This is a genomic window from Ruminococcus sp. CAG:57, from assembly GCF_000435935.1.
GTDB classification, from domain to species: Bacteria; Bacillota; Clostridia; order Oscillospirales; family Ruminococcaceae; genus Hominimerdicola; species Hominimerdicola aceti.
This window is the reverse complement of sequence record NZ_FR890793.1, coordinates 144,349-169,054: the sequence shown is the minus strand read 5'-3', so window position 1 is coordinate 169,054 and position 24,706 is coordinate 144,349. Positions and strand designations below refer to the sequence as shown.

General features: G+C 45.0%; 22 protein-coding genes. 9 read left to right on the top strand and 13 right to left on the bottom strand.

Features of this window, described 5'->3' with window-relative positions:
• Nucleotides 1–131: 131 nt before the first annotated feature.
• Genes QVO88_RS12080 through QVO88_RS12055 form a run of 6 tightly spaced genes read right to left on the bottom strand, consistent with a single transcriptional unit; the run spans nucleotide 132 to nucleotide 5,824 of the window.
• A complete protein-coding gene (locus QVO88_RS12080) occupies nucleotides 132–974 on the bottom strand; it encodes a fumarate hydratase (protein WP_022288706.1) in 843 nt (280 codons plus the stop codon).
• 2 nt (nucleotides 975–976) lie between these two features.
• Complete coding sequence (locus tag QVO88_RS12075) at nucleotides 977–1,441, bottom strand: chemotaxis protein CheW (RefSeq protein ID WP_022288705.1); 465 nt, start codon at nucleotides 1,439–1,441, stop codon at nucleotides 977–979.
• Nucleotides 1,442–1,466: 25 nt separating this feature from the next.
• Entirely contained in the window at nucleotides 1,467–2,456 is a 990-nt protein-coding gene (locus tag QVO88_RS12070; protein WP_022288704.1) for a CheB methylesterase domain-containing protein, read from the bottom strand.
• On the bottom strand, nucleotides 2,453–3,289 hold the full coding sequence (locus QVO88_RS12065; RefSeq protein WP_022288703.1) for a protein-glutamate O-methyltransferase CheR: 837 nt from the start codon (nucleotides 3,287–3,289) through the stop codon (nucleotides 2,453–2,455). The genes QVO88_RS12070 and QVO88_RS12065 overlap by 4 nt, the downstream gene beginning before the upstream one ends.
• Before the next feature lie 25 nt (nucleotides 3,290–3,314).
• Nucleotides 3,315–3,758: a chemotaxis protein CheW gene (locus QVO88_RS12060; RefSeq protein ID WP_022288702.1), complete on the bottom strand. Its 444-nt coding sequence runs from the start codon at nucleotides 3,756–3,758 to the stop codon at nucleotides 3,315–3,317.
• Nucleotides 3,740–5,824 (bottom strand): chemotaxis protein CheA, encoded by a 2,085-nt coding sequence (locus tag QVO88_RS12055; protein ID WP_022288701.1) that lies wholly within the window; start codon nucleotides 5,822–5,824, stop codon nucleotides 3,740–3,742. The genes QVO88_RS12060 and QVO88_RS12055 overlap by 19 nt, the downstream gene beginning before the upstream one ends.
• 1,350 nt (nucleotides 5,825–7,174) lie before the next feature.
• On the opposite strand from QVO88_RS12055, the gene QVO88_RS12050 reads away from it, so the two are divergent.
• Nucleotides 7,175–7,480: a hypothetical protein gene (locus QVO88_RS12050; protein WP_022288700.1), complete on the top strand. Its 306-nt coding sequence runs from the start codon at nucleotides 7,175–7,177 to the stop codon at nucleotides 7,478–7,480.
• Between the two features lie 403 nt (nucleotides 7,481–7,883).
• Here the strand turns inward: QVO88_RS12050 and QVO88_RS12045 are convergent, their stop codons facing one another.
• Genes QVO88_RS12045 through zapA form a run of 4 tightly spaced genes read right to left on the bottom strand, consistent with a single transcriptional unit; the run spans nucleotide 7,884 to nucleotide 12,071 of the window.
• Complete coding sequence (locus QVO88_RS12045; RefSeq protein WP_022288699.1) at nucleotides 7,884–9,032, bottom strand: amidohydrolase; 1,149 nt, start codon at nucleotides 9,030–9,032, stop codon at nucleotides 7,884–7,886.
• An 18-nt stretch (nucleotides 9,033–9,050) separates the two neighbouring features.
• Complete coding sequence (dut, locus tag QVO88_RS12040) at nucleotides 9,051–9,491, bottom strand: dUTP diphosphatase (protein WP_022288698.1); 441 nt, start codon at nucleotides 9,489–9,491, stop codon at nucleotides 9,051–9,053.
• Between the two features lies 1 nt (nucleotide 9,492).
• Nucleotides 9,493–11,565, bottom strand: coding sequence for a U32 family peptidase (locus tag QVO88_RS12035; protein ID WP_022288697.1), 2,073 nt, complete (start codon nucleotides 11,563–11,565; stop codon nucleotides 9,493–9,495).
• Nucleotides 11,565–12,071, bottom strand: coding sequence for a cell division protein ZapA (gene zapA, locus QVO88_RS12030; RefSeq protein WP_022288696.1), 507 nt, complete (start codon nucleotides 12,069–12,071; stop codon nucleotides 11,565–11,567). The genes QVO88_RS12035 and zapA overlap by 1 nt, the downstream gene beginning before the upstream one ends.
• A 204-nt stretch (nucleotides 12,072–12,275) precedes the next feature.
• Here zapA and QVO88_RS12025 point away from each other — a divergent pair, with 204 nt between their 5' ends.
• Both QVO88_RS12025 and QVO88_RS12020 read left to right on the top strand, forming a co-directional pair.
• Entirely contained in the window at nucleotides 12,276–12,710 is a 435-nt protein-coding gene (locus QVO88_RS12025; protein ID WP_022288695.1) for an Rrf2 family transcriptional regulator, read from the top strand.
• Between the two features lie 394 nt (nucleotides 12,711–13,104).
• Nucleotides 13,105–13,656, top strand: a complete 552-nt coding sequence (locus tag QVO88_RS12020) for a TIGR04002 family protein (RefSeq protein ID WP_022288694.1) — start codon at nucleotides 13,105–13,107, stop codon at nucleotides 13,654–13,656.
• Between the two features lie 245 nt (nucleotides 13,657–13,901).
• Here QVO88_RS12020 and QVO88_RS12015 read toward each other — a convergent pair whose 3' ends face one another.
• A complete protein-coding gene (locus QVO88_RS12015; protein WP_022288693.1) occupies nucleotides 13,902–14,531 on the bottom strand; it encodes a phosphoribosyltransferase in 630 nt (209 codons plus the stop codon).
• A 336-nt stretch (nucleotides 14,532–14,867) separates the two neighbouring features.
• Here QVO88_RS12015 and QVO88_RS12010 point away from each other — a divergent pair, with 336 nt between their 5' ends.
• From QVO88_RS12010 to QVO88_RS11990, 5 genes are all read left to right on the top strand, one after another.
• Nucleotides 14,868–15,143 (top strand): hypothetical protein, encoded by a 276-nt coding sequence (locus QVO88_RS12010; protein ID WP_022288692.1) that lies wholly within the window; start codon nucleotides 14,868–14,870, stop codon nucleotides 15,141–15,143.
• Between the two features lie 417 nt (nucleotides 15,144–15,560).
• The gene (locus QVO88_RS12005; protein ID WP_022288691.1) at nucleotides 15,561–16,997 is read left to right on the top strand and encodes an efflux RND transporter periplasmic adaptor subunit; all 1,437 of its coding nucleotides are present in this window, start codon (nucleotides 15,561–15,563) and stop codon (nucleotides 16,995–16,997) included.
• A 12-nt stretch (nucleotides 16,998–17,009) separates the two neighbouring features.
• On the top strand, nucleotides 17,010–17,696 hold the full coding sequence (locus tag QVO88_RS12000) for an ABC transporter ATP-binding protein (RefSeq protein ID WP_022288690.1): 687 nt from the start codon (nucleotides 17,010–17,012) through the stop codon (nucleotides 17,694–17,696).
• Complete coding sequence (locus QVO88_RS11995) at nucleotides 17,693–19,540, top strand: biotin/lipoyl-binding protein (RefSeq protein ID WP_022288689.1); 1,848 nt, start codon at nucleotides 17,693–17,695, stop codon at nucleotides 19,538–19,540. The genes QVO88_RS12000 and QVO88_RS11995 overlap by 4 nt, the downstream gene beginning before the upstream one ends.
• A gap of 15 nt (nucleotides 19,541–19,555) precedes the next feature.
• Nucleotides 19,556–20,830, top strand: a complete 1,275-nt coding sequence (locus QVO88_RS11990) for an ABC transporter permease (protein WP_022288688.1) — start codon at nucleotides 19,556–19,558, stop codon at nucleotides 20,828–20,830.
• Between the two features lie 271 nt (nucleotides 20,831–21,101).
• Here the strand turns inward: QVO88_RS11990 and metF are convergent, their stop codons facing one another.
• Nucleotides 21,102–21,956, bottom strand: a complete 855-nt coding sequence (gene metF / locus QVO88_RS11985) for a methylenetetrahydrofolate reductase [NAD(P)H] (RefSeq protein WP_022288686.1) — start codon at nucleotides 21,954–21,956, stop codon at nucleotides 21,102–21,104.
• Between the two features lie 281 nt (nucleotides 21,957–22,237).
• On the opposite strand from metF, the gene QVO88_RS11980 reads away from it, so the two are divergent.
• Nucleotides 22,238–23,653 (top strand): sugar transferase, encoded by a 1,416-nt coding sequence (locus QVO88_RS11980; protein WP_022288685.1) that lies wholly within the window; start codon nucleotides 22,238–22,240, stop codon nucleotides 23,651–23,653.
• A gap of 250 nt (nucleotides 23,654–23,903) precedes the next feature.
• Here QVO88_RS11980 and spo0A read toward each other — a convergent pair whose 3' ends face one another.
• Nucleotides 23,904–24,686, bottom strand: a complete 783-nt coding sequence (gene spo0A / locus QVO88_RS11975) for a sporulation transcription factor Spo0A (RefSeq protein WP_022288684.1) — start codon at nucleotides 24,684–24,686, stop codon at nucleotides 23,904–23,906.
• Nucleotides 24,687–24,706 lie beyond the last annotated feature (20 nt).

The window sequence follows — 24,706 nt, the reverse complement described above, 5'->3', positions numbered from 1 at the left end:
CAACACCGAGCGAAGCGATTTTGCGGCGGAAGAACTTGCCCGAATAAGATGTAGGAGCTTGTTTGATGAATAATAAGATGTGCGTGCTGTGGAAAATGCGGGTGAACACCGTTCGCTCCCACATTATGCCCTTATATCTCTCCGCTTGCGTGTCTTGTCACATGACAGCCTACATTCACTGACACCGGCAGACCTGCAATGTGGGTCGGTGCTTCTTCTATATTTACTGCAAGGCAGGTCTGTGTGCCGCCAAAGCCTTGTGGTCCTATGCCAAGGAGGTTTATCTTCTCCAGCATTTTCGCTTCAAGCTTTGCATAACGTTCCTTTGGATTTCTTTCCGACACGCTTCTGCACAGTGCTTTCTTTGCAAGGTATGCGCACTTTTCAAAGTCGCCGCCTATGCCTACGCCTATGACTATTGGCGGACATGGGTTAGAACCTGCTTTTGCACACACTGACACTACCCAATCCACTATCTCGTCCTCGGTAACTGACGGGGTCATCATTTTAAGCTGTGACATATTTTCGCTGCCAAAGCCCTTTGGTGCCACCATTATTTCTACCTTTTCGCCCTCTGCTATTTTAAGATGCACAACAGGCGGTGTATTATCCCCTGTGTTTACTCTTTCCAATGGGTCGGATACTATGGAACAACGCAGTCTGCCCTCTGTATAGCCTCTTGCTACGCCTTTGTTTATGGCTTCATTCAGCGAACCGCCTACAAAATGCACGTCCTGTCCTATGGTCATGAAGATAACTGCCATGCCTGTGTCCTGACAGATAGGGATAGTTTCTTCTCTTGCTACTCTCATATTGTCAAGGATATCAGCAAAGACGTTCTTTCCCACCGGGGACTGCTCTTTCCTGGCGTTGCACTCTATACAGCTTTCCATATCCTCAGGAAGATACAGATTGGCTTTTATGCACAGCTCTCTTACAAGTTCTTCTACTTCTGAAACGTTTATCTCTCTCATTTTTATTTATCCTTTCGCTCTGTATTTGCTACCTTTTCACGGTCGCTGAGCTTTATTACTTTTTCGCTGTCAAGGACATAGCATGGCTTGCCCTCCAGAAGAAATTCTCCTTTTAGAAAATCTGCGCAGGCTTCTTCGTTGACGTTTGGGGCTTTACACAGCTTATCCTCGGGAATATCCGTGAAGCCTGCTACGTTGTCGCACAAAAGCCCTACGGAAACTTCTTCGCCCATTGTGATTATTATGCAATCTCTGTCGGAGATCTCTTTTGGCTCATAGTGGAAACGTCTGCGCAGGTCTATGACAGGCACTACCTCGCCCTCGTTCACCACTGTTCCCGGCACATAGTCGGGAAAATCAGGCACGGGAGTTGGGGTCTGCGCCGCTATGATTATTTTTATATCCTCAAAGGGCAGTGAAAAGCTTCGCCCTGCTGAGGTGAAAATGAGATATCTGCTGTTTTCCACAGCTATCCCTCCTTGTTATATTTTATCATAAGCCGCTGTCGATGCGATAATGTATCTCCTGTGCTATCTTGTCAAGGGGACACTGCTTTGACACTGAGCCGTTTTCATATGCGGCTTTGGGCATACCATAGACTATGGAACTTTCTGCGTCCTGTCCGATATTATATGCTCCCATTTTCTTCATGTTGAGCATACCCTTTGCACCGTCACAGCCCATGCCGGTGAGGATAACGCCTATAGCGTTACGCTTTGCGCTGTATGCCACAGAGTCAAAAAGCACGTCAACTGACGGACAGTGACCTGAAACCTTTACACCTGCTTCAGAGGTGACAAAATAGCCTTTTTTATCCTTGAACAATCTAAGGTGCTGACCGCCCTGCGCTATTACCACCATGCCTTGGCTGAGATACAGACCGCTTTTGGCTTCCACAACGTTGTGACCAGTCTCAGTGCATAGCTGTTCGGCATATATCCTTGTATAGCCTGCAGGCATATGCAGGACTGCCACTATAGGAGGCAGGTCGTGGCGGAGGTCTTTAAGGATAGCTTTCAGGGCTTCCGTTGAGCCTGTTGAACCGCCTATGGCTATTATTCTGGAGGTATTTATGGCAGGTATATGCACAACAGAATTAGCTCTTGCTTTTTCAAGGCGCTGTATGCTTTCGGCAAAGCGTTTCTGAAAACGCTCGTTATCAGACGGAGTGCCGTCAGGTTTATATACGACGTCTATGGCACCTGCCTGCATCATGGGATATTTATTGTTATGCTGAATGGTAAGATAGATTATAGGCACAGAATATCGTGGGGCAAGGCTTATGATGTAGTCGTCCATATTGTCTTGGCAATCACCGTCGAGAAGAACATAGTCGGGAGAAAGGGCAGTGACGCTTTTTCTGCCGTTGCTAAGGCAGGCTGAGGCAAGCTTTGAGCTTTGAAAGCCTGCGTTTGTAAGGGCTTTTCTGCAAAGCTGTGCAAAGGCTTTGTTTTCAGTTATCACAAGAAAGAGAGGCGTCATTTTTTATCCCCTCCCAGCTTGCGGTATATTGCAGGGGCAACTTTTACAAAAGGCATATACTTCGGCACTGATTCTGCGTGACCGATATAGAAATAGCCGCCCTCCTCCATTGCGTCATAGAATTTTCTGCATATCTCGGCTTTTGTATCGTCGTCAAAATATATCATGACGTTACGGCAGACGATAAGGTCGAATTTCTTTTTGAAAGTGAAATCATCCATAAGATTGTGGTAGCGAAACTCAACATTCTGCCTTATTGTATCGCTGACCTGCCAGAGATCCTTTGTGTTTGAATATGGGTGAAAATACTTTTTACGCCAATCTTCGGGGATATTCTTTATGGACATACTGGTATAAATGCCGTTTTTGGCAGAACGCAGTGCGTTAAGGGAGATATCCGTGGCAAGTATTTTCAAGTCCCAGAAACGGCGGTCAAAGCCGAAATAATCGTCCATACACATGGCAAGATTATATGGCTCGTTGCCGAATGAGCAGCCTGCACTCCATATACGCATATCATGATCGAGGACGTTTTTTTCGGCATAGGGGAGAAATTTCTCCATGAAGTGTTGGAAATGGTCCGTTTCACGCATGAAATATGTATGGTTGGTAGTAAGGCGGTTTATAAGGTTGGCAGTTTCTCTGCCTGTTTCATCGCTGTAGACGGCGCTGAGATATTCTGAAAAGCTGTTGAAGCCGCAGTCCAATACATAGTTGCTCAGCCTGCTTTCAACGATAGACTTTTTCCTTGCAAGGTCAAGGCCGTATTTTTCTTTTATGAATGCAGTAAGCTCGTCAAAGTCTGACTGAGAGATCTCAAGACGTGACAGCATTCCTCTTCCTCCTTGTTATTATGTTTTACCTGTTTGTTCTGACCAGAATATCAGGGTCAAGCAGGGATATGTTTTTGTTGTTTGCGTTTATAAAGCATTTTACAAGGCTGTTTTTTACGGGCGACACGGCGGTCTGCTGGGGGAGGATATCCTCAACGTCCAAGACCTTATCGCATATTATGCCAGCCTGATTTGAGCCGACTTCTATCACTATGGTACTGCTTCTGTTGTCATACTCCCCTTCGGGCAGTCCAAGGCGCAGGCGGAGATCTATCACGGGAACGGCTTTTCCTCGCAGATTTATAACGCCTTTTATGAACTTTGGTGTTTTCGGGAGTCTTGTGACGGGGAGAAGCCCTATTATATCGGTGACATCTTTTACCTCAAAGGCGTAATATTTTTCATCAGAAACAAAGGAGAGTATTTTTCCGCCCTTCTGACAAAATTCGTTTATATCCTGTTCTGACATCTTTGTTCACCCTTTCGGAAGTCATAATTGCCGAGAAATTCTTTCATATCCAGTATTATGGTTATACTGCCGTCACCGAGGACCGAACAGCCTGCCATGCCTGATTCCTTGAGGGGATAGGCGTCAAGGAGAGGTGAGAACGGTTTTACTACCACCTGCTGGTCAACTGTTATCCTGTCTGCCATGAGGACGGCTTCCTTGCCACCGTCTTTACAACAGAGCATTATGCCCTTTGTTACGTCCTTTTCGGCATTTGGTATATCAAAATGGTCGCTCATTCTGATAAGAGGCAGACATTTTTCACGGAGCATTATAAACTCGTTGCCCTCGGGGTCGGTGATAAAGCTTTCGGCTTTGCAGGAGAAAGCTTCGGAAACTGCGGAAACAGGCAGAGAGAAATTCTCGCCCCCTACGTCAACGCTTAAAACGTCAAGGATAGACAGAGAAAGTGGTATCCTTATAGTAAAGACAGAGCCTTCGCCAAACTTGGAGTCAACATAGAGCTTTCCGCCGACTTTCTCAAGGTTTTTCTTTACAACGTCCATTCCCACGCCTCTGCCTGAATATTCGGTTATTTTATCATTGGTGGAAAAGCCTGCGGCCACAACAAAATTGAATATCTCTTTGTCGGTATATTCATTCTCAGGCTTCGTGAGCATACCATTTTTCTTGGCTTTCGCCATAAGCTTTGCGGTATCCATTCCTGCGCCGTTGTCACGGCAGGAGATGACCACTTCGTTGGAGTCATAGCCTGCGCTTAGAGTAACTGTGGCAGGCTCGGTCTTGCCTGCTTTTGCACGGACTTCGGGGTCTTCTATGCCGTGGTCAACTGCGTTTCTCACAATGTGCATAAGGGGGTCATTGAGGATATCTACGATAGATTTATCCACTTCCGTTTCCTGCCCTTCAAACACAAGAGTAACGTTCTTTTTAAGCTTTTGGTTCATATCCCTGACAACACGGTTCATCTTCTGAAATGCTGTGGAAACAGGAACCATTCGTATGGACATTACAACGTCCTGAAGCTCATCGGTAAGCTTTTTCAGCTCACGGGAGGATTTATTGAAGCGGTCAAGGTTTATCTCGGCTTTTTTCAGGTCGGGAGAGGAGATAACAGAACCTTCGGTTATAACGATCTCAGCCACAAGATCAAGAAGTCTGTTGAGCTTATCGAGCTTGACGGATATCATGGACTGCTCATGCTTTTCGGCATGCTTTTTGGGGACTGCATTTGCAGGCTGAGCAGGCTTTGGGGCTGACTTTTCTGGAGCAGACTTTTGGGCAGGCTGAGGTTTTTTGGCTGCGTTAGCAGGTTGCTCAGGCTTTTTCACCTGCTCAGCTTTGTCAACGTTCACGGCGTTTTTCATAAGGTCAAGAACGCCATTCGGGTCATCGGTGATAAGCTTTATGTAAAGTCCCTTTTTGGATATCTCGTCCCCTGCATTGTCGGCGTCAAGATCCTCAGGGAAAGTTTTTATTACCTCGCACATTTTACCTAAGGCACGCAAAAGCACCAATGCACGCATATCAGGCATTGCACAGCTTTCGGAATATGTGACCTTATAGGTGAGAACGCCCTCTTTTTCATCATCAGGGAAAAGCCCCTCATAGGTGGCGGTATCGGCTGATGAGATATCGGGACTATCGCCTGCAGGCTGACCTTTCATGGTGGCAGCAAAGGCGTGTATCTTATTTTCAAGCTCTGAAAAATCGGTGAGCGGAGCGTCGTCATAGAGTGAATCAAGCTCAGATTTAAGATTATCAGAAGCCGAGAAAAGAAGCTCATAGAGAGCAGGCTTGTCATATTTCACAGTAGGGTCTTCACGGATAATGTAGAAGAGATCCTCAACTGAGTGGGCAAGGGTAGACATATTGTGCATACTCATCATGGCGGCAGAGCCTTTAATAGTGTGCATGGTACGGAATATCTCGTTGATATCATCGGAGGAGATAGAGTCTTCCTGCTCGGTGCGCATAAGGATCTCGTCCAACTTTTCCAGAAGGTCGCCTGTTTCAAAGACGAACATATCCGCCATATTTTCCATACCGCTTTCAAATTTCGGCAAAAAAGTCACTCCCTTTCGGTGCTGTTGAAGCATACGGATATAATCAATAATATTATAGCAAATTTTTTGATATTTTTCAAGCATTTTTGTGCATTTTAAGTAAAAGAAACGATCAAGTGAGGAGTTAGGAATTAGGAATGAGGAATTAGGAATGAGGAATGAGCAAAGCTGCCCCCAAGCACCGAGCGAAGCGATAGATAAAGCGCACGCTCAAGCTCGGCGCTGGAGGGCTTGTGGGGTCTAGGGGCAAAGCCCCTAGCGGAGTATGAGGCAGAGCCTCATTCGGCGATAGCCGACTAGGTGCAGATTGTAGTATTAAAAGCATATAGAAATAAGCTATCAGACAAAAGAAATATCGGAGTAACACAATCTGCACCGCTATTCTATCCCAAAGCAAAACGTATATCCGCAAAGAGCGGAGCGATTTTGCGGCGGCAGAAACTTGCCCGAATACCTGTAGGGGAGCAAGCCCCTAGCGGAGTATGAGGCAGAGCCTCATTCGGCGCAAGCCGACAAGGTGCAGATTGTAGTATCAAAAGCAGATAGAAATAGGATATCAGATGAAAGTGCTTGAAAATTGAATATATATATATCGGTCAAAATTACGGTAACAAATCTGTAGGGGCGAACAGCGTTCGCCCGTCGAAGAAACAAGTCCACGATTACAACCATTGTAGGACAGAACAAAAAACTATCCTATCACGCTTGTAGGGGCTGGCGCCCTCGACAGCCCGCTCGAAGGAGCGAGGTTTGAATTATCAAGAGCTCATGTAGAAAACATTATGTGGATAACACAAATGAGATTGCAGACGAAATGTCGGAGGGGCGGGACGTCGGGGGCGCCAGCCCCTACAAGCGTGATAGGATAGTTTTTTGTTCTGTCCTACAATGGTTGTAATCGTGGACTTGTTTCTTCGACGGGCGAACGCTGTTCGCCCCTACAGATTTGTTGCCATAGGTTTCGTGTTTTAGCTGTATTTATATTCAATTTTCAAGTTGCGTTCGGGGTGCGACATTGGGTATTAAGCCCTAGGTTGCGTATACACAAAATACCGCAATGCACACCCACGCTTTGACACAAGTACTCTACAGCCTGTTCCAGAAACGCACCTCGGTTTCACTAAGTCGCAGGGCTTGTACGTGCCCGCAAGTATCAAAACGCTTTCTACTTATCCCGAAAATCACCACTTTTGTTGCATAAAAAATGCAACAATTGCAGAAATGTTGCCAAATTAAAATATAAATCATTTGTTTGCACGAATTTGTGGGGCAAATTTTGTGCAGGGTGATGATAAAATGTTAGTTATCAGAAAATAAAAAATAGATGCTTTTGGCATAGGGGGTATGCTTATGAAGAAATTTTTGGCTATAGCGGCTCATGTTATCAGTGGTCTGGGAAATGACCTTTTGGGCTGGGTGATAATCATTAGCTTTGAGCTGACAGGCAGTGAGGGGAAGTTTCAGTACGGTGTTTTTCATTGGATAATTTTTGCTTGTGGTTTGATACATATTGCGGTGAGCGTGCTGTACAGTTTGTTGGTTTGGAAAAAGGGTACGGCGAATGGTCATGCTCTGTCGGGAAAAATTCTTGCAGTTTATGATATTGTTATGACGCTGGTACCTTATGTGTACTGGTTTGTGGTTTGTGTGCTGTAGGTTTGGGTAAGGTGAAGCTAACGGACGAGGTTTGCCGAGGGGAGCAGCGCAATTTCTGCTTTGCAGAAATACGACGTCCCGTTTCGAGGAGTTGCGAGGGTTGAATTTGTACAAACCATGTAGGTGAATAAAGGTGGGCGAACGCTGTTCGCCCCTACCGCCATTTGTGGGGTTATTGGGGTTTGTGCAATAATTTTTAGTGGTTATGTTTCGCAATATTGTGTATATGTGCCATATGGCATTTTGAAACAACGTGCCGAACTTTGTATGGTTACCGCAAGAATGGACAGGCAAACAGGTGTGGGCTGTCGAGGGCGCCAGCCCCTATATGGTTAAAAATGACAAATTGCGGATAACGCAAATAAAAAATGCGAAACGAAAACCGTTCCGCATTGGTATCATATCAAATTATTTTTCCACCGCATATCACCATGTCAGGTGATACCATTACATCAAGGGGGTCGCCGCTGAATAGGGTGAGGTCTGCGTCAAGCCCTGTCTTTACAGAGCCTACCCGGTCGGATATGCCTGCTATCTCTGCCGCTGTGCAGGTGATAGCCTCAAGACCTTTTTCATAGTCAAGACCGTTTTTTACTGCAATAGCCGCTGACAATGGCAGATATTCTATCGGCACTTCTGCGTGGTCGGTGCAGATAGCTACCTTTATGCCGTGAGAAGAAAGTATGCCTGCGTTTGCCGGGGTAAGATTTGCCATTTCAGGCTTGCACCTGTCGCATATTACAGGACCTATCACACAGCTTGCATCTTCCTCTGCAAGCTCGTCAGCTATGATATGACCGTCAGTGCAGTGTATAAGCACATAGTCAAGCTCAAATTCTTTCGCTATCCTTATGGCGGTGAAAATATCGTCCGCCCTGTGACAGTGAAAATGCGCCTTGACTTCGCCTCTGAGAACAGGGAGCAGAGCCTCCGACTTCATGTCAAACTCCGGCATATCCTCCTCGCTTCCCATTGCACGCTCGACCGCTTCACCGTATTTCTGCGCCTTTATAAGTGCTTCTCTTATTATGCCTGCCACTGCCATTCGGGTGTAGGGGGCGTCCTCTTTGTCAGAATAGGTGAGTTTAGGGTTTTCACCCATTGAGAATTTCATTCCAACTGTGCCTACAAGCATTTTATCTATTCGCTTGCCATAGGTTTTTACTGCTGCAATACTGCCTGCGACAGGGTTTGCTGAGCCTGGGGATACAAGACAGCATGTTACACCTGCTTTTCTTGCAAGCTCAAAGGAATAGTCGATGGGGTTTATGCCGTCAACAATGCGGATATGTGCTGTGCATGGTTCAGATTCCTCGTTGAAATCTTCGCCCTCCATGCCTACGCCGCTTGTGGATAGTCCAAGATGTGTGTGAATGTCGATAAAACCAGGGTAAACTGTTCTGCCGTTGCCGTCTATGTCCTCGGCTGTGACAGCTTCGGGAGAGCCGCTTTCTACAGCGGAAATAATGCCGTCTGTTATCTCCACCCAGCCGTTTTCAATAACACGTCTGTCGCTGTCCATGGTCTTTATTTTAACGTTGTAAATTTTCATATGCAGTTTTCACCATTCTTATTTGCCTGTTGAGCCAAAGCCGCCTGCACCACGTTCTGTATCGGAAAGCTCTGTTACTTCCTCTACTTCGGGAGTGAAAACAGGGGTTATCACAAGCTGTGCGATCCTGTCGCCACTGTTTATGGTGTAGTCCTTGTCTGAACTGTTGTGGAGAGCGCAGATTATCTCGCCTCTGTAGTCCCAATCAACAACGCCAACGCAGTTTGCAGGGGCAATGCCGAACTTTGATGCCAGTGAGCTTCTTGCATAGATAAGAAGAACGCAGTTTTTCTCACCCTGAACCTCGGCTGATATGCCTGTGTGTATTTTCTCGGTCTGACCTGCTTTTATGGTTACGGGTGCGTCTGTGCAGGCACAAAGGTCATAGCCTGCGCTAAATTCTGTTTGTCTTGCAGGGATAACTGCATTTTCCTTAAGCTTTTTTATAAGTAATCTCATTTTATAAAACTCCTCTGTAGTATAGGCCGTTGGTGGCGTTTTCGGGCTTTGCACCCCTTTCGCCACTGTAGGCTTTTATTATTTCGTTTATCCTGTGGGCGTTCTCCTCATAGAAGTGAAGCTCCATATAGTCGGCATTGTCAAAATCCGTCAGCTTGTCTGCAAGATACAAAATATCGGAATTTAGTATCTCTGCGCAATCTCTGCCCTTTGGACATCTCACCGGAAACTCTCTGCCTGTGCGGTCAAAAAGCTTGCCCTTGCAGTTTTTACAGCCCATATCGTTTCTTATAGGACAGTTTGCTGTGAGCATAAGGGGAAGTCTGCCGTATGCCACAAAGCCTATCTCGATGGGCTTCTTTAACTTTTCTATCTGCGACGCTTTAAGCTCAAAGGACACTGTGCAGTCTTTTGCACCAAGTTTTTTTACCTCGTCCAATGCGGCTGAGTTGCAGAGATTGAATGAATAGCCTGCGTGAAGCTCAAAGCCAAGGTCATTCGCAATAAGGCAGTGGCCGATATTCATGGCGAGCATTTTTGTTATGCCTGCTTCTTTTGCGGCTGAAAGCTTTTCACATAGGGCTTTCTCGTCGAATGTGAAGCGTGGCATTATTATCATAAGCTTGCTTTTGTCGGACACGATCTTTACCGCTTCTGACGCTATCTCTATTGGCACGCCCACAAGCTCTGCTTTGTCAAGGTCAACACCCTCAAGCTGAGAGAGCTTTGAGAGCATTATGCGGATCTTTTTGTGTTCATAGGCTTTTGGCAGGGTAGGAAGATCGGCAAGTGCTTTGTCGGTAAAATCGGCGGTATGGGTGAAAAAGTCTATACGCTTCTGGTCAAGCTTTTCTACCGCCTGCCGTCTTAGGTCATTAAGTGCGGAAGCTGGATAGGCAAGGTCTTTGCCTATGGCGGCTTCAAGTCCTCCGAACTCGTATATGGTGTCCCCAAGCTTGGAGAGCTGTTTTTTTACATAGTCGCTGTCGCATGCCTTTTTCAAGGCTTTTTGTGGTATATCGCCGTAAACGGTCACGGTGTTTCCCTCGCTGTCACGGAGAGAAAGCTCCGCCGGAGAACTTTCCTGAAGCTTTATGGTGAAAAAGGCTTTTGTGCGCTTTTCACATCTGCGGTAAAGCTCATGAAGTTCGGGAAGAATTTTGGCGGTGGCGGAAACGTCCTCTTTCTGCCTTGTGCCAAACATTTCTCTGCCTAATCTGCCATTGTAATATCCGTCTGTAAAGCCACCGCGGGAAAAGACAGCTTCAAGGACTTTCAGGTCATAAGGCTTGTTTTCGAGAGAATTTTTACAGCAGTTCACTGCCGCCGCAACATATTCGGGGCGCTTCATTCTGCCCTCTATTTTAAGAGAGGAAACTCCGTCCTTTTCGAGTCTTTGGAGCTTATCAACATAGGACATATCTTTCAGAGAGAGGGCGTAACGCTCCTGCCCCTTTGTTATCTTATCCCCTTGCGCGGGAAGTCTGCACGCTTGTGCACAAAGTCCCCTGTTGGCACTTCTCGAACCTATCAACGCACTCATATAGCACTGACCTGACACGGACATACAAAGTGCGCCGTGTACAAAGACCTCTGTTTCGATGCCAAGGGCGGTGAGGTCTTTTATGGTATGCTCGGGAAGCTCTCTTGACAGGACGGCTCTTGAAAAGCCGAGCTTTTTAGCCATTTTCACACCGCTTTCGCTGTGAATGGTCATTTGGGTGGAGGCGTGATATTCAAGGTCGGGGCAACATTCACGGCATATTTTCACAAGGGCCAGGTCTTGGGTGATAAGTCCGTCAACGCCAATTTCTGCGGCAAATTTGACGGCTTTTTTGCACTCTTCGAGCTGTTCGTCAAAGACAACAGTGTTTATCGCCTGATAGACCTTTACACCTCGCAGGTGACAGAGCCTTACGGCTTCTTTTAGCTGTTCATCTGTGAAATTGGCGGCATTTTGTCTGGCGGAGAATTTCTCTCCCCCGAGATAAACTGCGTCACAGCCGCTTCTAAGGGCGGCTTCGAGAGTTTCAAAAGAACCGCAGGGGGCAAGTATCTCAGCTTTGTGAGCCATTAATGGCTTCCTCCCTCGGGTCTGTAATTCACTGTGCCGACAAAATTGCCGTTGTTAGGCTGATTAGGGTGGACAGGTCTTTCGATAGCGTTCTTTATCTCCTGCGAAAGAAGCTCGTTTGCGTTTATAACTTCGTCCTCAGGCTCTCTTTTTACAACTGTGCGTGCTTCGAGCTGTTCTTCAAGGTCATGGACTTTTGCCTGAAGCTCTCTTATTTCTTTCTGAGCTTCGTCAGCCTGGCTTCTTGCTCTGCCTGCGTCGTCAACATAGTCCTTTATCTGGGTGCGGATATTTTCGATATTCTGATTTGCCTTGCTAAGCTCGTCAAGACAATCAAGTGCTGTCAGCACTGCGGCGTCCTGAACGGAAAGGCTCGGGATAGCTTTCATCATGCCTTTTATCTTTGAATTTATCACCAACGCAAGTTTATTGGTATACTCCTGCGACTCTTCGGAAAGCAGATTGTATGTACGGTTATAAATATTTACTTTAAGCTTGTTTTTCATAGCTTTTGACCTCCCTTTATTTTCTTTACTGTGAACTTGTATACTTAATTGTATTATACACTACTTTTTGAGAAAAATAAAGAGGGTAAAAAGAAGTTTTTTGTAAATACGCCCTTTGCGGTGGTTTTTGCTTGACATTTTTACAAATATGATATATAATTAATCATAGATTTTCTATAGGATTTATGAAAGGATCTGACGCTGATGAAAATATCCACAAAGGGAAGATATGCACTGAGGCTTATGCTTGACCTTGCTTTACATGAGCAGAGCGGATATGTGCCTATCAAAGTGATCGCTGAAAGACAAGACATCAGCGACAAGTATCTTGAACAGATAATATCCATTCTTGCAAGAGCGGGCTTTGTAAAGAGCGTTCGTGGTGCAGGGGGCGGATACAAGCTGGCAAAAACGCCTGCGGAATACACTGTGGGAATGATACTTCGGCTCACAGAGGGAAGTCTTGCTCCTGTGGCTTGTCTGGAGGGGGAAGAAAATACCTGTCCACGTCAGGACTGCTGTGCAACGCTGACGGTATGGAAAAAGCTTTACGGTGCTATAAATGGTGTTGTTGACGGCATTACCTTGCAGGACCTTGTAAATCAGGAAAATGCAAGGATAGATGATTACGTTATCTAGGTATTAGGGCTTGTGATTTCTCGGTAACATTTAAGGGAAAAGAAGTATCGGGACGTCGGGGGCGCCGTCCCCTACAATTTGATGATTTATGTTTTGCAAAGTGGAGTGGTCTTGACTATGACCGCTCTTTTTTTACGCCTTTTTATCTTCTACCTATAGCACAAAAGAAAGCCTATATGACAGCTTGGTTTTGTGCATAATTGATTTTGTCATGTTATTGTAAAATTATTGTGGGATATTGTATTGCTTTGATGCACAAATGTGATGTTGGGATAGGACTTTTGGATTGTGCAAAAGATACAATCTACGGTGGAAAAAGTGCGAAACTGAGGCATTTGCAAATTATAGTCTGGCGGTATAAAATAAGGATAGAAATTAAATTGGAGTGATAATAATGAGTACAACAGCTCAGGTAAAAAATTCAACAAAGCATATTCAGCTTATATGCGTGACAGGTCTTTTTGCGGCAATGATATATGTTCTTACGGCATGGCTGCACATTCCTACGGGTGCAGGCTACACACACGCAGGTGACGGACTTATTTATCTTGCGGCTTCAATGCTTCCTACACCTTATGCAATGGCGGCAGGCGCTATAGGAGCAGGTCTTGCAGACGGACTTTCGGGATTTGTGGTATGGCTTCCGGGAACTATCGTTATAAAGGCGATAACTGCTCTTTGCTTTTCAAGAAAGACAGAGAAGATAATCTGCGTGAGAAATCTGCTTGGAATTATCCCTGCACTTGTTATATGCGTGGTATGCTACAGTCTTTATGAGGGAATTTTTATGGCAGGCGGTTTCTCAAAGAGCGCAATAATCTCGGCTTTCGGTCAGACTCCTGCTTACTGCATACAGGTGCTTGCAAGCTCGATACTTTATATAGTGCTTGGACTTGCTTTTGACAAGGCTGGACTTAAAAAGAAGTTTTCACATTTGTTTGGTTAAAGTAGACGTCATAGCGGTGAAACAAAGCGGGCGACCTCAGGTCGCCCCTACACATTATTTGCAAAAGAAAAAAAGGCTCAAACAAGCGTGATGCCTCAATTTTCTACAAACGACGTAAATACGCTGTTTGTATGTAGGGGCGAACAGTGTTCGCCCGTTGATTTGACATTTTTGCAAAAGAAAAAGGGACGGAAATTTGATTTTCCGTCCCTTTAACGTTATTTTATGGAGAATGAAGTTACAAGCTATATCTTTGAATAGCCGAAGCTGTTTACCAAAGCGTCGACCTTCTGTCCTGATTTGCACATTGGACATTCTGATGATGTATATGTCATGTAATCAGGCAGATCCTTTTCTGTGAAAAGGGCGTGGATAGCAGTGCCGTTGTTCTCTTTGATAGCGGAGAATATGGAAGCTATTCCTACAAGGTTGCCGTTATAGTATTTCAGACAGTCCATTGCTCTGTTTATGCTCTTTCCAGTTGAAACGGAAGCGATAAGCAGAAGCACCTGCTTGCCCCATATCTTCTTCTGAGTGTTATCTCTGAATATCATCTGATTTACAGCGTTCAGCTCAGGTGTTACTACATTTACGTCTGCACCGCTGTTTATGCCGCTTTCGCCAAGGCTTTCAGCGAGAAAGGCACCGATGATCTCTGTTCCTTCAAGGCATATGATAGTGTCGATATGTGTTGAAACATAGGTGGCTGCCAATGCCTTTGCGGCTTCCTTTGCCATTTTATAACCAGTTTTAAGAGATGTTATATCTACATAATAATTGATATGCGAGTGGTTAGTTGCATAGTGACCCGGTATAACGCCTATCTGTATCTTGCTGTTGCCTGCTGCCTGTATAATTTGCATACGTTCTTCCAAAATAAAGACCTCCTTACAAGTAAAGTGTGAACAGTATGTTGCTATTCGTTATTATATCACATATGAACAAGATTTTCAATGCTATTTTTGATGAATTTTGCTATATATTTTTGTGACAATACACAATTAATAAACTGATAAATCAAAATTTACAGCGATTTATTTGTAATTCGTGAGGTGTTGTGTATATTGTTGTGTAAACTAATGTATGATTTGTACAAAATTCTGCTTGTAATTTTATTGGAAAATGTGTATAATTGAATGAGGAAAACTTTAAGCAGCTCTGTGATAAAGCTTTGCTGTTGATAAATGGCGTATCGGAGGAGGTCTTTTTATATGAGGACGATAAAGCTTTTGTCGGGGCTTGGGGCGACTGTGATGTCGCTTATGATGATAATACCGTGGGCGGTGTATGCGGACAGCCCTCAGACGGAGGACAGCTCCATTGTGACGGAAAGCTCTGCGGCGGAGGCTATGGCGGAGCAGGGGGTCATCAAGGAGCAGAAGAACGCCACAGAGAACACGGAGACGGACTGGGTACTTTTCGGCTGTATCGGTGGCGGTGCGGTGGTAGTGCTTATAATGATAGGGCTTATGGCTAAGAAAAAATAATACATATTAGGGCGGCGTGGGCTGCCCTTTTTTGTTGGGGTGATTTGTTACGATATGTTTTGGTGAATGCTGTTTGCACCGAGAGTGTTAAAAAACATCGGGGGCCTCTGCGGGATAGTACGAGAGATTTTTTTTTGTTTGCAACTTTATTTGTTATTGCACGTCTTTATAGATGAGGGGAATTCTTATGAGTTTCTTAAAACAACGTCTTTATTTATTGACTTGTATTCTTTTTATGGTATAATGTATACATAAAAACAGATAAGAACAAAAGACAACAGGACAGCAAGATAACAAAGAATAATACGCTCATGCTATACCCTTATGGGGAAGGTGGGGCTGTATTATCCGTCTGGCTGCTGTCAGGCGGATCTTTTTATGCTGTTTTGGAAAAAAATCACAAACGGAGGTATTGCAATGACCACGAAAAAAAGGATATGCACTGTTATAATAGTGCTTGTTATCGTCTGCACAGTGTGTGTGGGAGGCTTTTTCGTATGGAAAAAGACCGGCAAGGGAGGCTCAAAAAGCTCACAGAAGGTATATGTGCAGAAGGTATCGTCACTTAACACTGCGTCGGACTTCAAGCTTTCTAATCGCTCGTTCTTGGGCGTTGTTGAGGCACAGGAGTCTGTGGACGTAAAGTATGACAGCTCAAAGACGGTGGCCGAGATACTTGTTAAGAACGGTGACTCTGTTAAAAAGGGTGACAAGCTTCTTACATATGACGTTGAGGCTATAAATCTTCAGCTTGAGCAGGCTAAGCTCGAGGTGGAGAGGCTCCAGAACGAGATAGCTTCAAATAAGAGCCAGATAGCTGAGCTTGAAAAGGAAAAGAAAAACGCCGATCAGGACGCTGCTGTGTCATATACGACCCAGATCCTTTCTTTGCAGAGCGACAATGCTAAGAACGAATATGATATAAAGGCTAAAAACGTTGAGATCAAAAAGCTGGAGGCTTCCACAAAGAACGCATACGTCACCGCTTCTATCGACGGAACTGTTAAGAACGTCAAGACGGTGGACAAGCTTCAGCAGGACGGCGGCGACGTTATAATGCAGATAACAGAAGAGGGCGACTACAGAATAAAGGGCAGATTCAACGAGCAGAACAGCAAAGATATCATGCAGGGAGCTTCTGTTATCGTAAAGTCAAGGCTTGATGATTCCACTTGGAAGGGCGAGATAACTTCTGTTGACACAAGTCCGCAGAAAAATTCTGGTGATGATATATACAGCTTCGGTTCAAGCGATGAGATGAGCCAGTCTTCAAACTATGCTTTCTATGTTAAGCCTGAGAGCTTTGACGGACTTATGCTCGGTCAGCACGTTCTTATCGAGATAGACAACGGACAGGACACTTCTATAAACAAGACGGGCATATGGCTCTATTCCGACTTTATCTGCAAGGACGGCAAGAAGAATTACGTTTGGGCTAAGGACAAGGACGGAAAGATAGAAAAGAGATATGTTGAGATAGGTCAGAAGGACGAGGATAACGGTGACTGCGAGATAAAGTCAGGTCTTGAAAAGGGCGATTATATTGCATACCCTGACAAGTCTATCGAGGAGGGCATGACGGCTACCACCAATGAGGCTGATGTGTCTGTTCCACCTAATGACCTTGGCACGAACGACAACAGTGACGGTGATACCGAGGGCGGTGACGAGGACATCGCTTTTGACGGAAGTGATGAGGACGGCATGGCTATAGACGAGGATATGCTCGCAAGCATGACGGACGAGGAGATAGAAGAATACTTCAACAAGCTTTACGGTGAAGAGGAAAATGCAGAAAATGCAGACGGTGAGAATGCCGACGCTGTTGATGCTGACGCAGCTTTCGCTGAATAAGGAGGGCTTGCAATGGTATTTGAACTGAAAAATATCTACAAGGATTATTTGCAGGGCAAGGAAGCTGTGCCTGTGCTTAAGGATATTTCCCTTGAGGTTTCAGAGGGGGAATATGTGGCGATAATGGGTCCGTCAGGCTCGGGAAAGTCTACGCTTATGAACATTATAGGCTGTCTTGACAAGCAGACAAAGGGTAGCTTTGTTTTTGACGGCTGTGACATTATGCAGGCAAAGGATAGGAAGCTTTCGGAGATAAGAAACAAGAAGATAGGTTTTGTGTTTCAGAACTTTAATCTGCTCCCTAGACAATCAGCACTTGAAAATGTGGAGCTTCCGCTGCTTTATGCGGGGGTAGGCAAAAGAGAAAGACGTCAGAGAGCAAAGGCGGCTCTTGAAAAGGTGGGGCTTGCACAGAGAATGATGTTCAAGCCTACTCAGCTTTCAGGCGGTCAGAAGCAGAGGGTGGCTATTGCAAGGGCGATAGTCAACAATCCAAAGCTTCTTCTTGCAGACGAACCCACAGGCGCTCTTGACACAAAGTCGGGCGATCAGGTAATGGAGCTTTTCAAGGAGCTTAATGACGACGGTGTTACTATCGTTATGATAACACACGAGCCTGACATTGCAAGATGTGCAAAGAGGATAATGTATATCCGTGATGGCGAGCTTCATGGAGAAAAGGCAGGTGAGCAGGAATGAAAAAGGTAATAATAACACTCCTGTGCATAGCTATCCTTGGCGGAGGCGGATATGCGGGAGCAATGAAATATAAGAAAAATCAGGACAAGAAAACTGTTGTGTCGGTAGTTCCTGTTGACCTTATGGCGGAAACTGCGGATAGTTACGAGTGGGACAGCTCAGTGAACATGGACGGGCAGATAGTTTCTGCCAATGCTCAGAGAATTACTCTTGACAACGAGAAGCTTGTTAAAAAGGTGTTTGTAAAAAAGGGCGACACTGTGAAAAAGGGCGACACTATACTTGAATATGACATGACGGTGGTGGAGCTGGAGCTTTCACAGAAAGAAAATCAGGTAAAGGTCTGCGAGCAGAACATCAAAATGGCTGAAAAGGAGCTTGCTAAATACAAGCTTTTAAAGCCTTCTGAGGACGCACCGCAAGAGCCTGACGATCCAGAGCCTGAGCCGGAACCAGAGCCGGAACCAGACCCAGAGCCAACTCCAGATCCTGAGCCAACTCCTGAGCCTGTGGAAACTGTGGACGTTGTAAAGGCTGTTTTCCAGACGAAAAATGCAGGCACAAAGGACGATCCTTACATTATAAACTGCAACAGGAACACAAAGGTATCCAGAGCGTTTCTTGAAAGGATAAAGACAACGGGGGCTTATGCGGAGCTTTGCGTTTATGATGATAATTCAAACTTTATATACAAGTGGATAGTCAACCATGAAACAATTGGCAAAAAGGCTCTTGCAGACTGGACAGTTTCGCAGGGGATAACTGAGGACAAGGAAAGCGGTACGCTTTCTCTTGACACTTCTGTGGAGCAGTTCGGCAAGTTCTCTATCGTTGTGCCTGCAGGCTCAGACCGCAGTGATGACAGTGCTGGCGACAGCGATGATACTGATGATATCGACAATGGCGGTGATGCGGATATACCTGATAACGGTGATTATGATGATAATGACGCCGGCATAGATGTCACTCCTGCTGACCCGTCACAGACGGACGGTGCAAATTCAGGCTCTGAGGACTATATGCACAGCCGTGCAGAGATAAAGAAAATGATATCAGAAAAAGAGGACGAGATAAAGAGCTTAAAGCTTAACCTTAAGTCTGCAAAGCTTGACTACAATGACGCTTTGAAGAAAAAGACAGACGGCAAGGTAGTGGCTACTATCGACGGAGTCGTTAAAAAGATAGGCACTGTAAGCGACGCTGCCGCAGAGGGTGATAATTCGGACGATGGTGACGATAAAGACGATAAGGACATTACAGACGACAGCACGGACTACAGTGGTGACAGCTCTGATGATGACGTTTTCGCAATAATCGAGGGCGAGGGCGGAGTTTCCGTTACTTTTAGTGTGGGCGAGCTTAATCTTGACAGAGCGGCTGTGGGAAACACTGTTATGGTGAACTCATACAGCACGGGAATGAGCATTGACGCTGAGATAACAAAGATAAGCAGCGAGCCTACGTCATACTCGACAAACAACTGGGGTGACAATCCTAACAGCTCCACCTACACTGTAGAAGCTAAACTCAGCGACAGCACGGATTTCAACGTGGGCGACTGGGTAGGCGTTTCATTTGTGAATGACACCACGACCAGTGACAGCGTTTATCTGCCTATACATTATGTAAGGCAGGAAAACGGAAACTACTATATAATGAAAGCCAACAAGGACGGCAGACTTGTGAAAAGCTACATAAAAACAGGCAAGATAATGTATGGCACTAATATCGAGGTCAAGGGCGGACTTTCTATGAAAGATAAGATATGCTTCCCATACGGCAAGGACGTCAAAGAGGGCGTAAGGACAAAGGAGACCGACAAAGTCCTTTATCCTGAGTATTAAAAGGGGGCGGATAATATGATAGAAAATATCAGACTTTCATTTAAGGGAATACTTTCACATAAGATACGCTCGTTTCTTACTATGCTTGGTATCATTATCGGTATTGCGGCTATCATTGCTATAGTTTCCACTATCAAGGGTACAAATGAGCAGATAAAGAACAATCTTATCGGCGCAGGAAACAACACTGTGAAGATCCAGCTTTCAAATGGCGACACTGTTTGCGACTTTTCTTATGAAGCGCCACCGTCTAATGTGGCAATGTTCACACCGGACACTAAAAAACGTATCAACGAGCTTAAAGAGGTGGAGTCAAGCACTTTTTACCGCACAAGAAACAATCCTGACAATCTGTTTTATCTTAACAACAAAATGGATTCGTCAACTATATACGGAGTAGACAAGGATTATTTTGACACTGTTGGATACGAGATAGTTGAGGGAAAGGGCTTTGCGGAGAGAAACTTTACCAAATTTGACAAGGTGGCAGTGGTAGACAAGACGCTTGCAGAGGGTCTTTTCCAGGGTGAAAGCCCTGTGGGAAAGGTAATAGATATAAGTGGCGAGCCGTTCACTGTAATAGGCGTGGCTGTGAAAAATTCAAACTTTGAGCCTGTTATAAGCTCCGTGGAGGACTACTACACATACAATCAGACATCAAGCGGACTTGTCTTTATCCCCACAAACGATTGGGGGATAGTTTTCCGCTATGACGAACCAGAAAACTGTATCGTAAAGGCTGTGGACACGGACTCGATGACGAATGCGGGCAAAAAGTCGGCGGATATTCTTAACGAGAACGTTTCGGCTGTAAAGGGCGAAAGCAAGGAAACCAGCGCTTCTGTGGAATACAAGAGCGATAGCCTGCTGGAGCAGGCGAAGTCATTGCAGGATCTGAGTTCATCGACTAATAAGATGCTTATATGGATAGCTAGCATCTCACTGCTGGTAGGCGGTATAGGCGTAATGAACATTATGCTCGTGTCGGTAACAGAGAGAACGAGAGAGATAGGACTGAAAAAAGCACTGGGAGCAAGGAAAAAGAGAATTCTTGCACAGTTTTTGACAGAAGCGGCAGTGCTTACGAGCATAGGCGGAATAATCGGTGTGCTGACGGGCATAGGGCTTTCGCAGGTAATAGCGAAGGTAGCGGAAGTTCCTGTGGCGATATCCTCGGCGTCAATAGTAGTGTCGGTGGTATTTTCAATGGTAGTTGGAATAGTATTTGGACTTATTCCGTCCATAAAGGCGGCGAAGCTCAATCCTATCGACGCTTTGAGATATGAATAATAAGCTATAATAAAGCGGTGTCGGAGTGTAAAGCTCTGACCCGCTTTTGTTTGCCTACACAGCTTTATGATAAATCAAACCTTAACGCTTCGATGTCGGGACGTCGGGGGCGCCGTCCCCTACATTTGGGTGCAGTGTTTATACAATGTAATAATCAGTAGGATCGTGAAAAAATGAAACGGGCGAACACTGTTCGCCCCTACAGTTGGTCTGTGCGGAAAACAAAAAAGCAGGCGGAGATCAATTCTCCGCCTGCTTGCGTTTGTGTAGATCAGAAAAGCGACTTCACCGCTTCACATATCTTCTCCGCTATATATGGATTGTTCATGGTGTAAAGGTGTATGCCGTCTACATCATTGGCGATGAGATCTACTATCTGCGATACCGCATAGGCTATGCCTGCATCTCTCATTGCTATTGGGTCGTTCTCGTATTTGTCCATTATCTTCAGAAACTTCTTCGGCAGGGTCGCATGACAAAGAGTTGTCATTCTAAGTATCTGCTTTTTGTTGGTCACAGGCATTATTCCTGCTTCGATAGGCACGTTTATCCCTGCTATGGCTGTTTTTTCTCTGAAATCGTAAAATGTGCTGTTGTCAAAGAAAAGCTGGGTGATAAGCTGTGAACAGCCTGCGTCTACTTTATCCTTCAGGTGCTTTATATCATCTACTATGCTGTCGCACTCCGGGTGACATTCAGGATAGCATGCGCCTATTACGTTCATGTCGCTGTGTTCTTTTATGAAAGATACAAGGTCGGAAGCGTAGTGAAAATCACCTGCCGGCTCAAAATCAGGGTTTCTGTCACCTCTCAAAGCAAGTATGTTCTCGATATTCGCAGACTTCATCTCTTCAAGCTGTTCTAATACTCGTTCCTTTGTCTGATAAAGGCATGGAAGATGTGCCACTGACTCTATCTTGTGGTGATTTTTTATAGCCGAGCATATGTCGATAGTCGCATTGTTCGTGCTTCCGCCTGCTCCGTATGTTACGCTGATAAAATCAGGATTAAGTGGCTGGAGCTGTGATATTGTGCTGTATATGCTCTCAACAGGCGTTGAACTCTTTGGTGGGAACACCTCAAAGGATAATGTTGTCTTTTTCTTGAAAAGCTCGCAGGTCTTCATTTATTTTCCTCTTTTCTGTTATCTATATAAAAATATATTTTTTATTTTTCTGCAAAGTATATTATAACACAAAATTCCTAGTAAATCAATAATTTTTATTTTATGGTCTATCATAGCTTATAACTATATCGAATGGAGATACAGGTATTATCTTGAAAAATCAGGCTGAAAAAGGTGGCAGTCGGTGAAAATTGTGTGTAATGCTTGATTATTGGCGAAAAGTATGCTATACTTTACTCATTGAGCAGATAACAAAAACAGCAGAGAAAGGCGGTTTTTTGTTGAATAACAGAGATCAGTTCAAAAAGATACTTAACTATCTCAGCGCACTTGTTATAATCTGTGCCTTTATGAAGTGCTTCGACACCGTTTGGAACAACTTTTACAACAAGGCGATGCGTGACCCGTTCTGGCATAATGGTAACATTCTTATGGTGGCTATCTATGCGGTGCTCTATATATCCATGGCAAAGACCTTTAACGGCTTCCGTCTTGGATATGATAAATTCACGGGGCTTTTCGGCTCGCAGGTGCTGGGTGTGCTGGGTGCGAATTTTATAGAATTTATACTCGTTTCTCTTATCGGACGAGGCAGGCTCAACGTAGCGCCTATACTTGTTATGACGGTAATTCAGGTGGCCATAGCCTTTGCGTGGAGCTATGTTTTCACTTGGATATATCAGGCGGTATACCCTCCACGGCGAATGATAATCGTTTATGGAAACAAGAACGCTAAGTACCTTGTTTCAAAAATGAGCGTAAGAAATGACAAATACAGGATATGCGCTTCTATAAGCTGTGAGGAGAGCCTTGAGGATATCGAGCGTGAGATATTAAAACACGAGGCTGTTATAATCTCGGATATCCCAAATGACCTGAGAAACAAGCTTTTGAAATTTACTTTTGAAAATTCTATCAGGACTTATATAAACCCTAAGCTGTCAGATATTATCGTAAGGGGTGCGGAGGATTTCCACCTTTTCGATACGCCCCTTTTGCTGGCGAGAAATGACGGCTTGCGCTGGGAACAGCGTGCGATAAAGAGAATACTTGACATTGTGCTGTCGGCTGCCGCACTGGTGGTGGCGTCACCGTTTATGCTAGTGACGGCTATTGCAATAAAGGCTTATGATGGCGGTCCTGTGCTTTATTCTCAGAAAAGGCTCACAACAGGGGGCAGGGTGTTCAAGGTATACAAGTTCAGAAGCATGATAGTTGACGCTGAAAAGAAAAGCGGTGCGACCCTTGCAAAGAAAAATGACAGCCGTATCACTCCTATAGGAAAGTTTATAAGAAAAGTAAGGATAGACGAGCTTCCGCAGCTTATAAACATACTAAAGGGCGATATGTCGTTTGTAGGGCCTAGACCTGAGCGGCCTGAGATCGCGCAGAAGTATGAAAAAACAATGCCTGAGTTCAAATACAGGCTGAAAGTCAAGGCTGGACTTACGGGCTATGCGCAGGTAATGGGAAAGTATAACACTACGCCTTATGACAAGCTGAAGCTTGACCTTATGTACATAGAGCATCAGTCGCTTATGCTTGATCTTAGAATATTCTTTATGACGGTAAAGACCTGCTTTATACCAGAAGCCACTGAGGGCGTAAAGGATTCAGCTCCTCTTGAAACTCACCGTGACAGGATAGAGCATGACAACAGCAAGGACGAAAAGAACAGCGAAGAGATAAAGCTGTGATAATATGAAAATGCAGAGGGCGGATCATTTTCGCCCTCTTTTTTTGTATTTTGTGTGTAGGGACGACCTGAGGTCGCCTGTGTTCGGAAATGCAACGTCACACCCAAAGCGAAAAAGTTTGTCTTATTGCAAATTTAGCAGGCGAACAAAGACGGACGAACACTGTTCGCCCCTACATTTATCAACAAGTAACAAAAGAGCAGAACGTGAAAATGCGTTCTGCTCTTTTTGTATATATGACTTATGACCCCTAGACCGCCATGGTGGTCTTGAATTTAAGACTTATTTTGTCTGCGATAAGTGCGATAAATTCGCTGTTTGTGGGCTTGCCCTTGCCTGTGTTTATTGTGTAGCCGAAGAAACTGTTGAGGGTGTCGATATCTCCTCTGTCCCATGCTATCTCAATGGCATGGCGTATGGCTCTTTCCACTCTGGAGGGCGTAGTTGCGAATTTTTTTGCCACTGCAGGATATAATAGCTTTGTAACGCTTTCAAGCATTTCCTTATCGTTCACGGACTGTATGATAGCTTCCCTGAGATAGTGATAGCCCTTGATGTGGGCAGGGACGCCTATCTGATGGATTATGTCTGTGACGATTATCTCAAGGTTTATGCTCTGCTTGTTTTTCGTATAGCTTGAGTCGGAGGATATATCGGTGTCGATATCCAGCATGGACTTTATCCTCTCGCCAAGTATCTTTATGTCGAATGGTTTGAGCATGAAATATGACGCTCCTGCGTTCATGACCTGTGTTTCTATAAATGAGTTCTCATAGGCACTTGTGATTATAAAAAGCGGTTTCTGATAGGATGAGTTCTGTATCTTTCTGATAAGCTCGATTGCGTCAAGGCTCGGCATCACTGCGTCTGCGATAACAACGTCCGGCTGTTCGTTTTTGATAGCGTCATAGATAGTAAGTCCGTCCTTGGGACGTGTTATCACGAAAAAGCCCATTGCTCTCAGTGAGGAAGCACATGCTACCCCGTACTGTGCCGAATCGTCGCCAATAAGAATTTTGATCTTGTTTGTCATTGTCATTTCCTCCGTCGTAT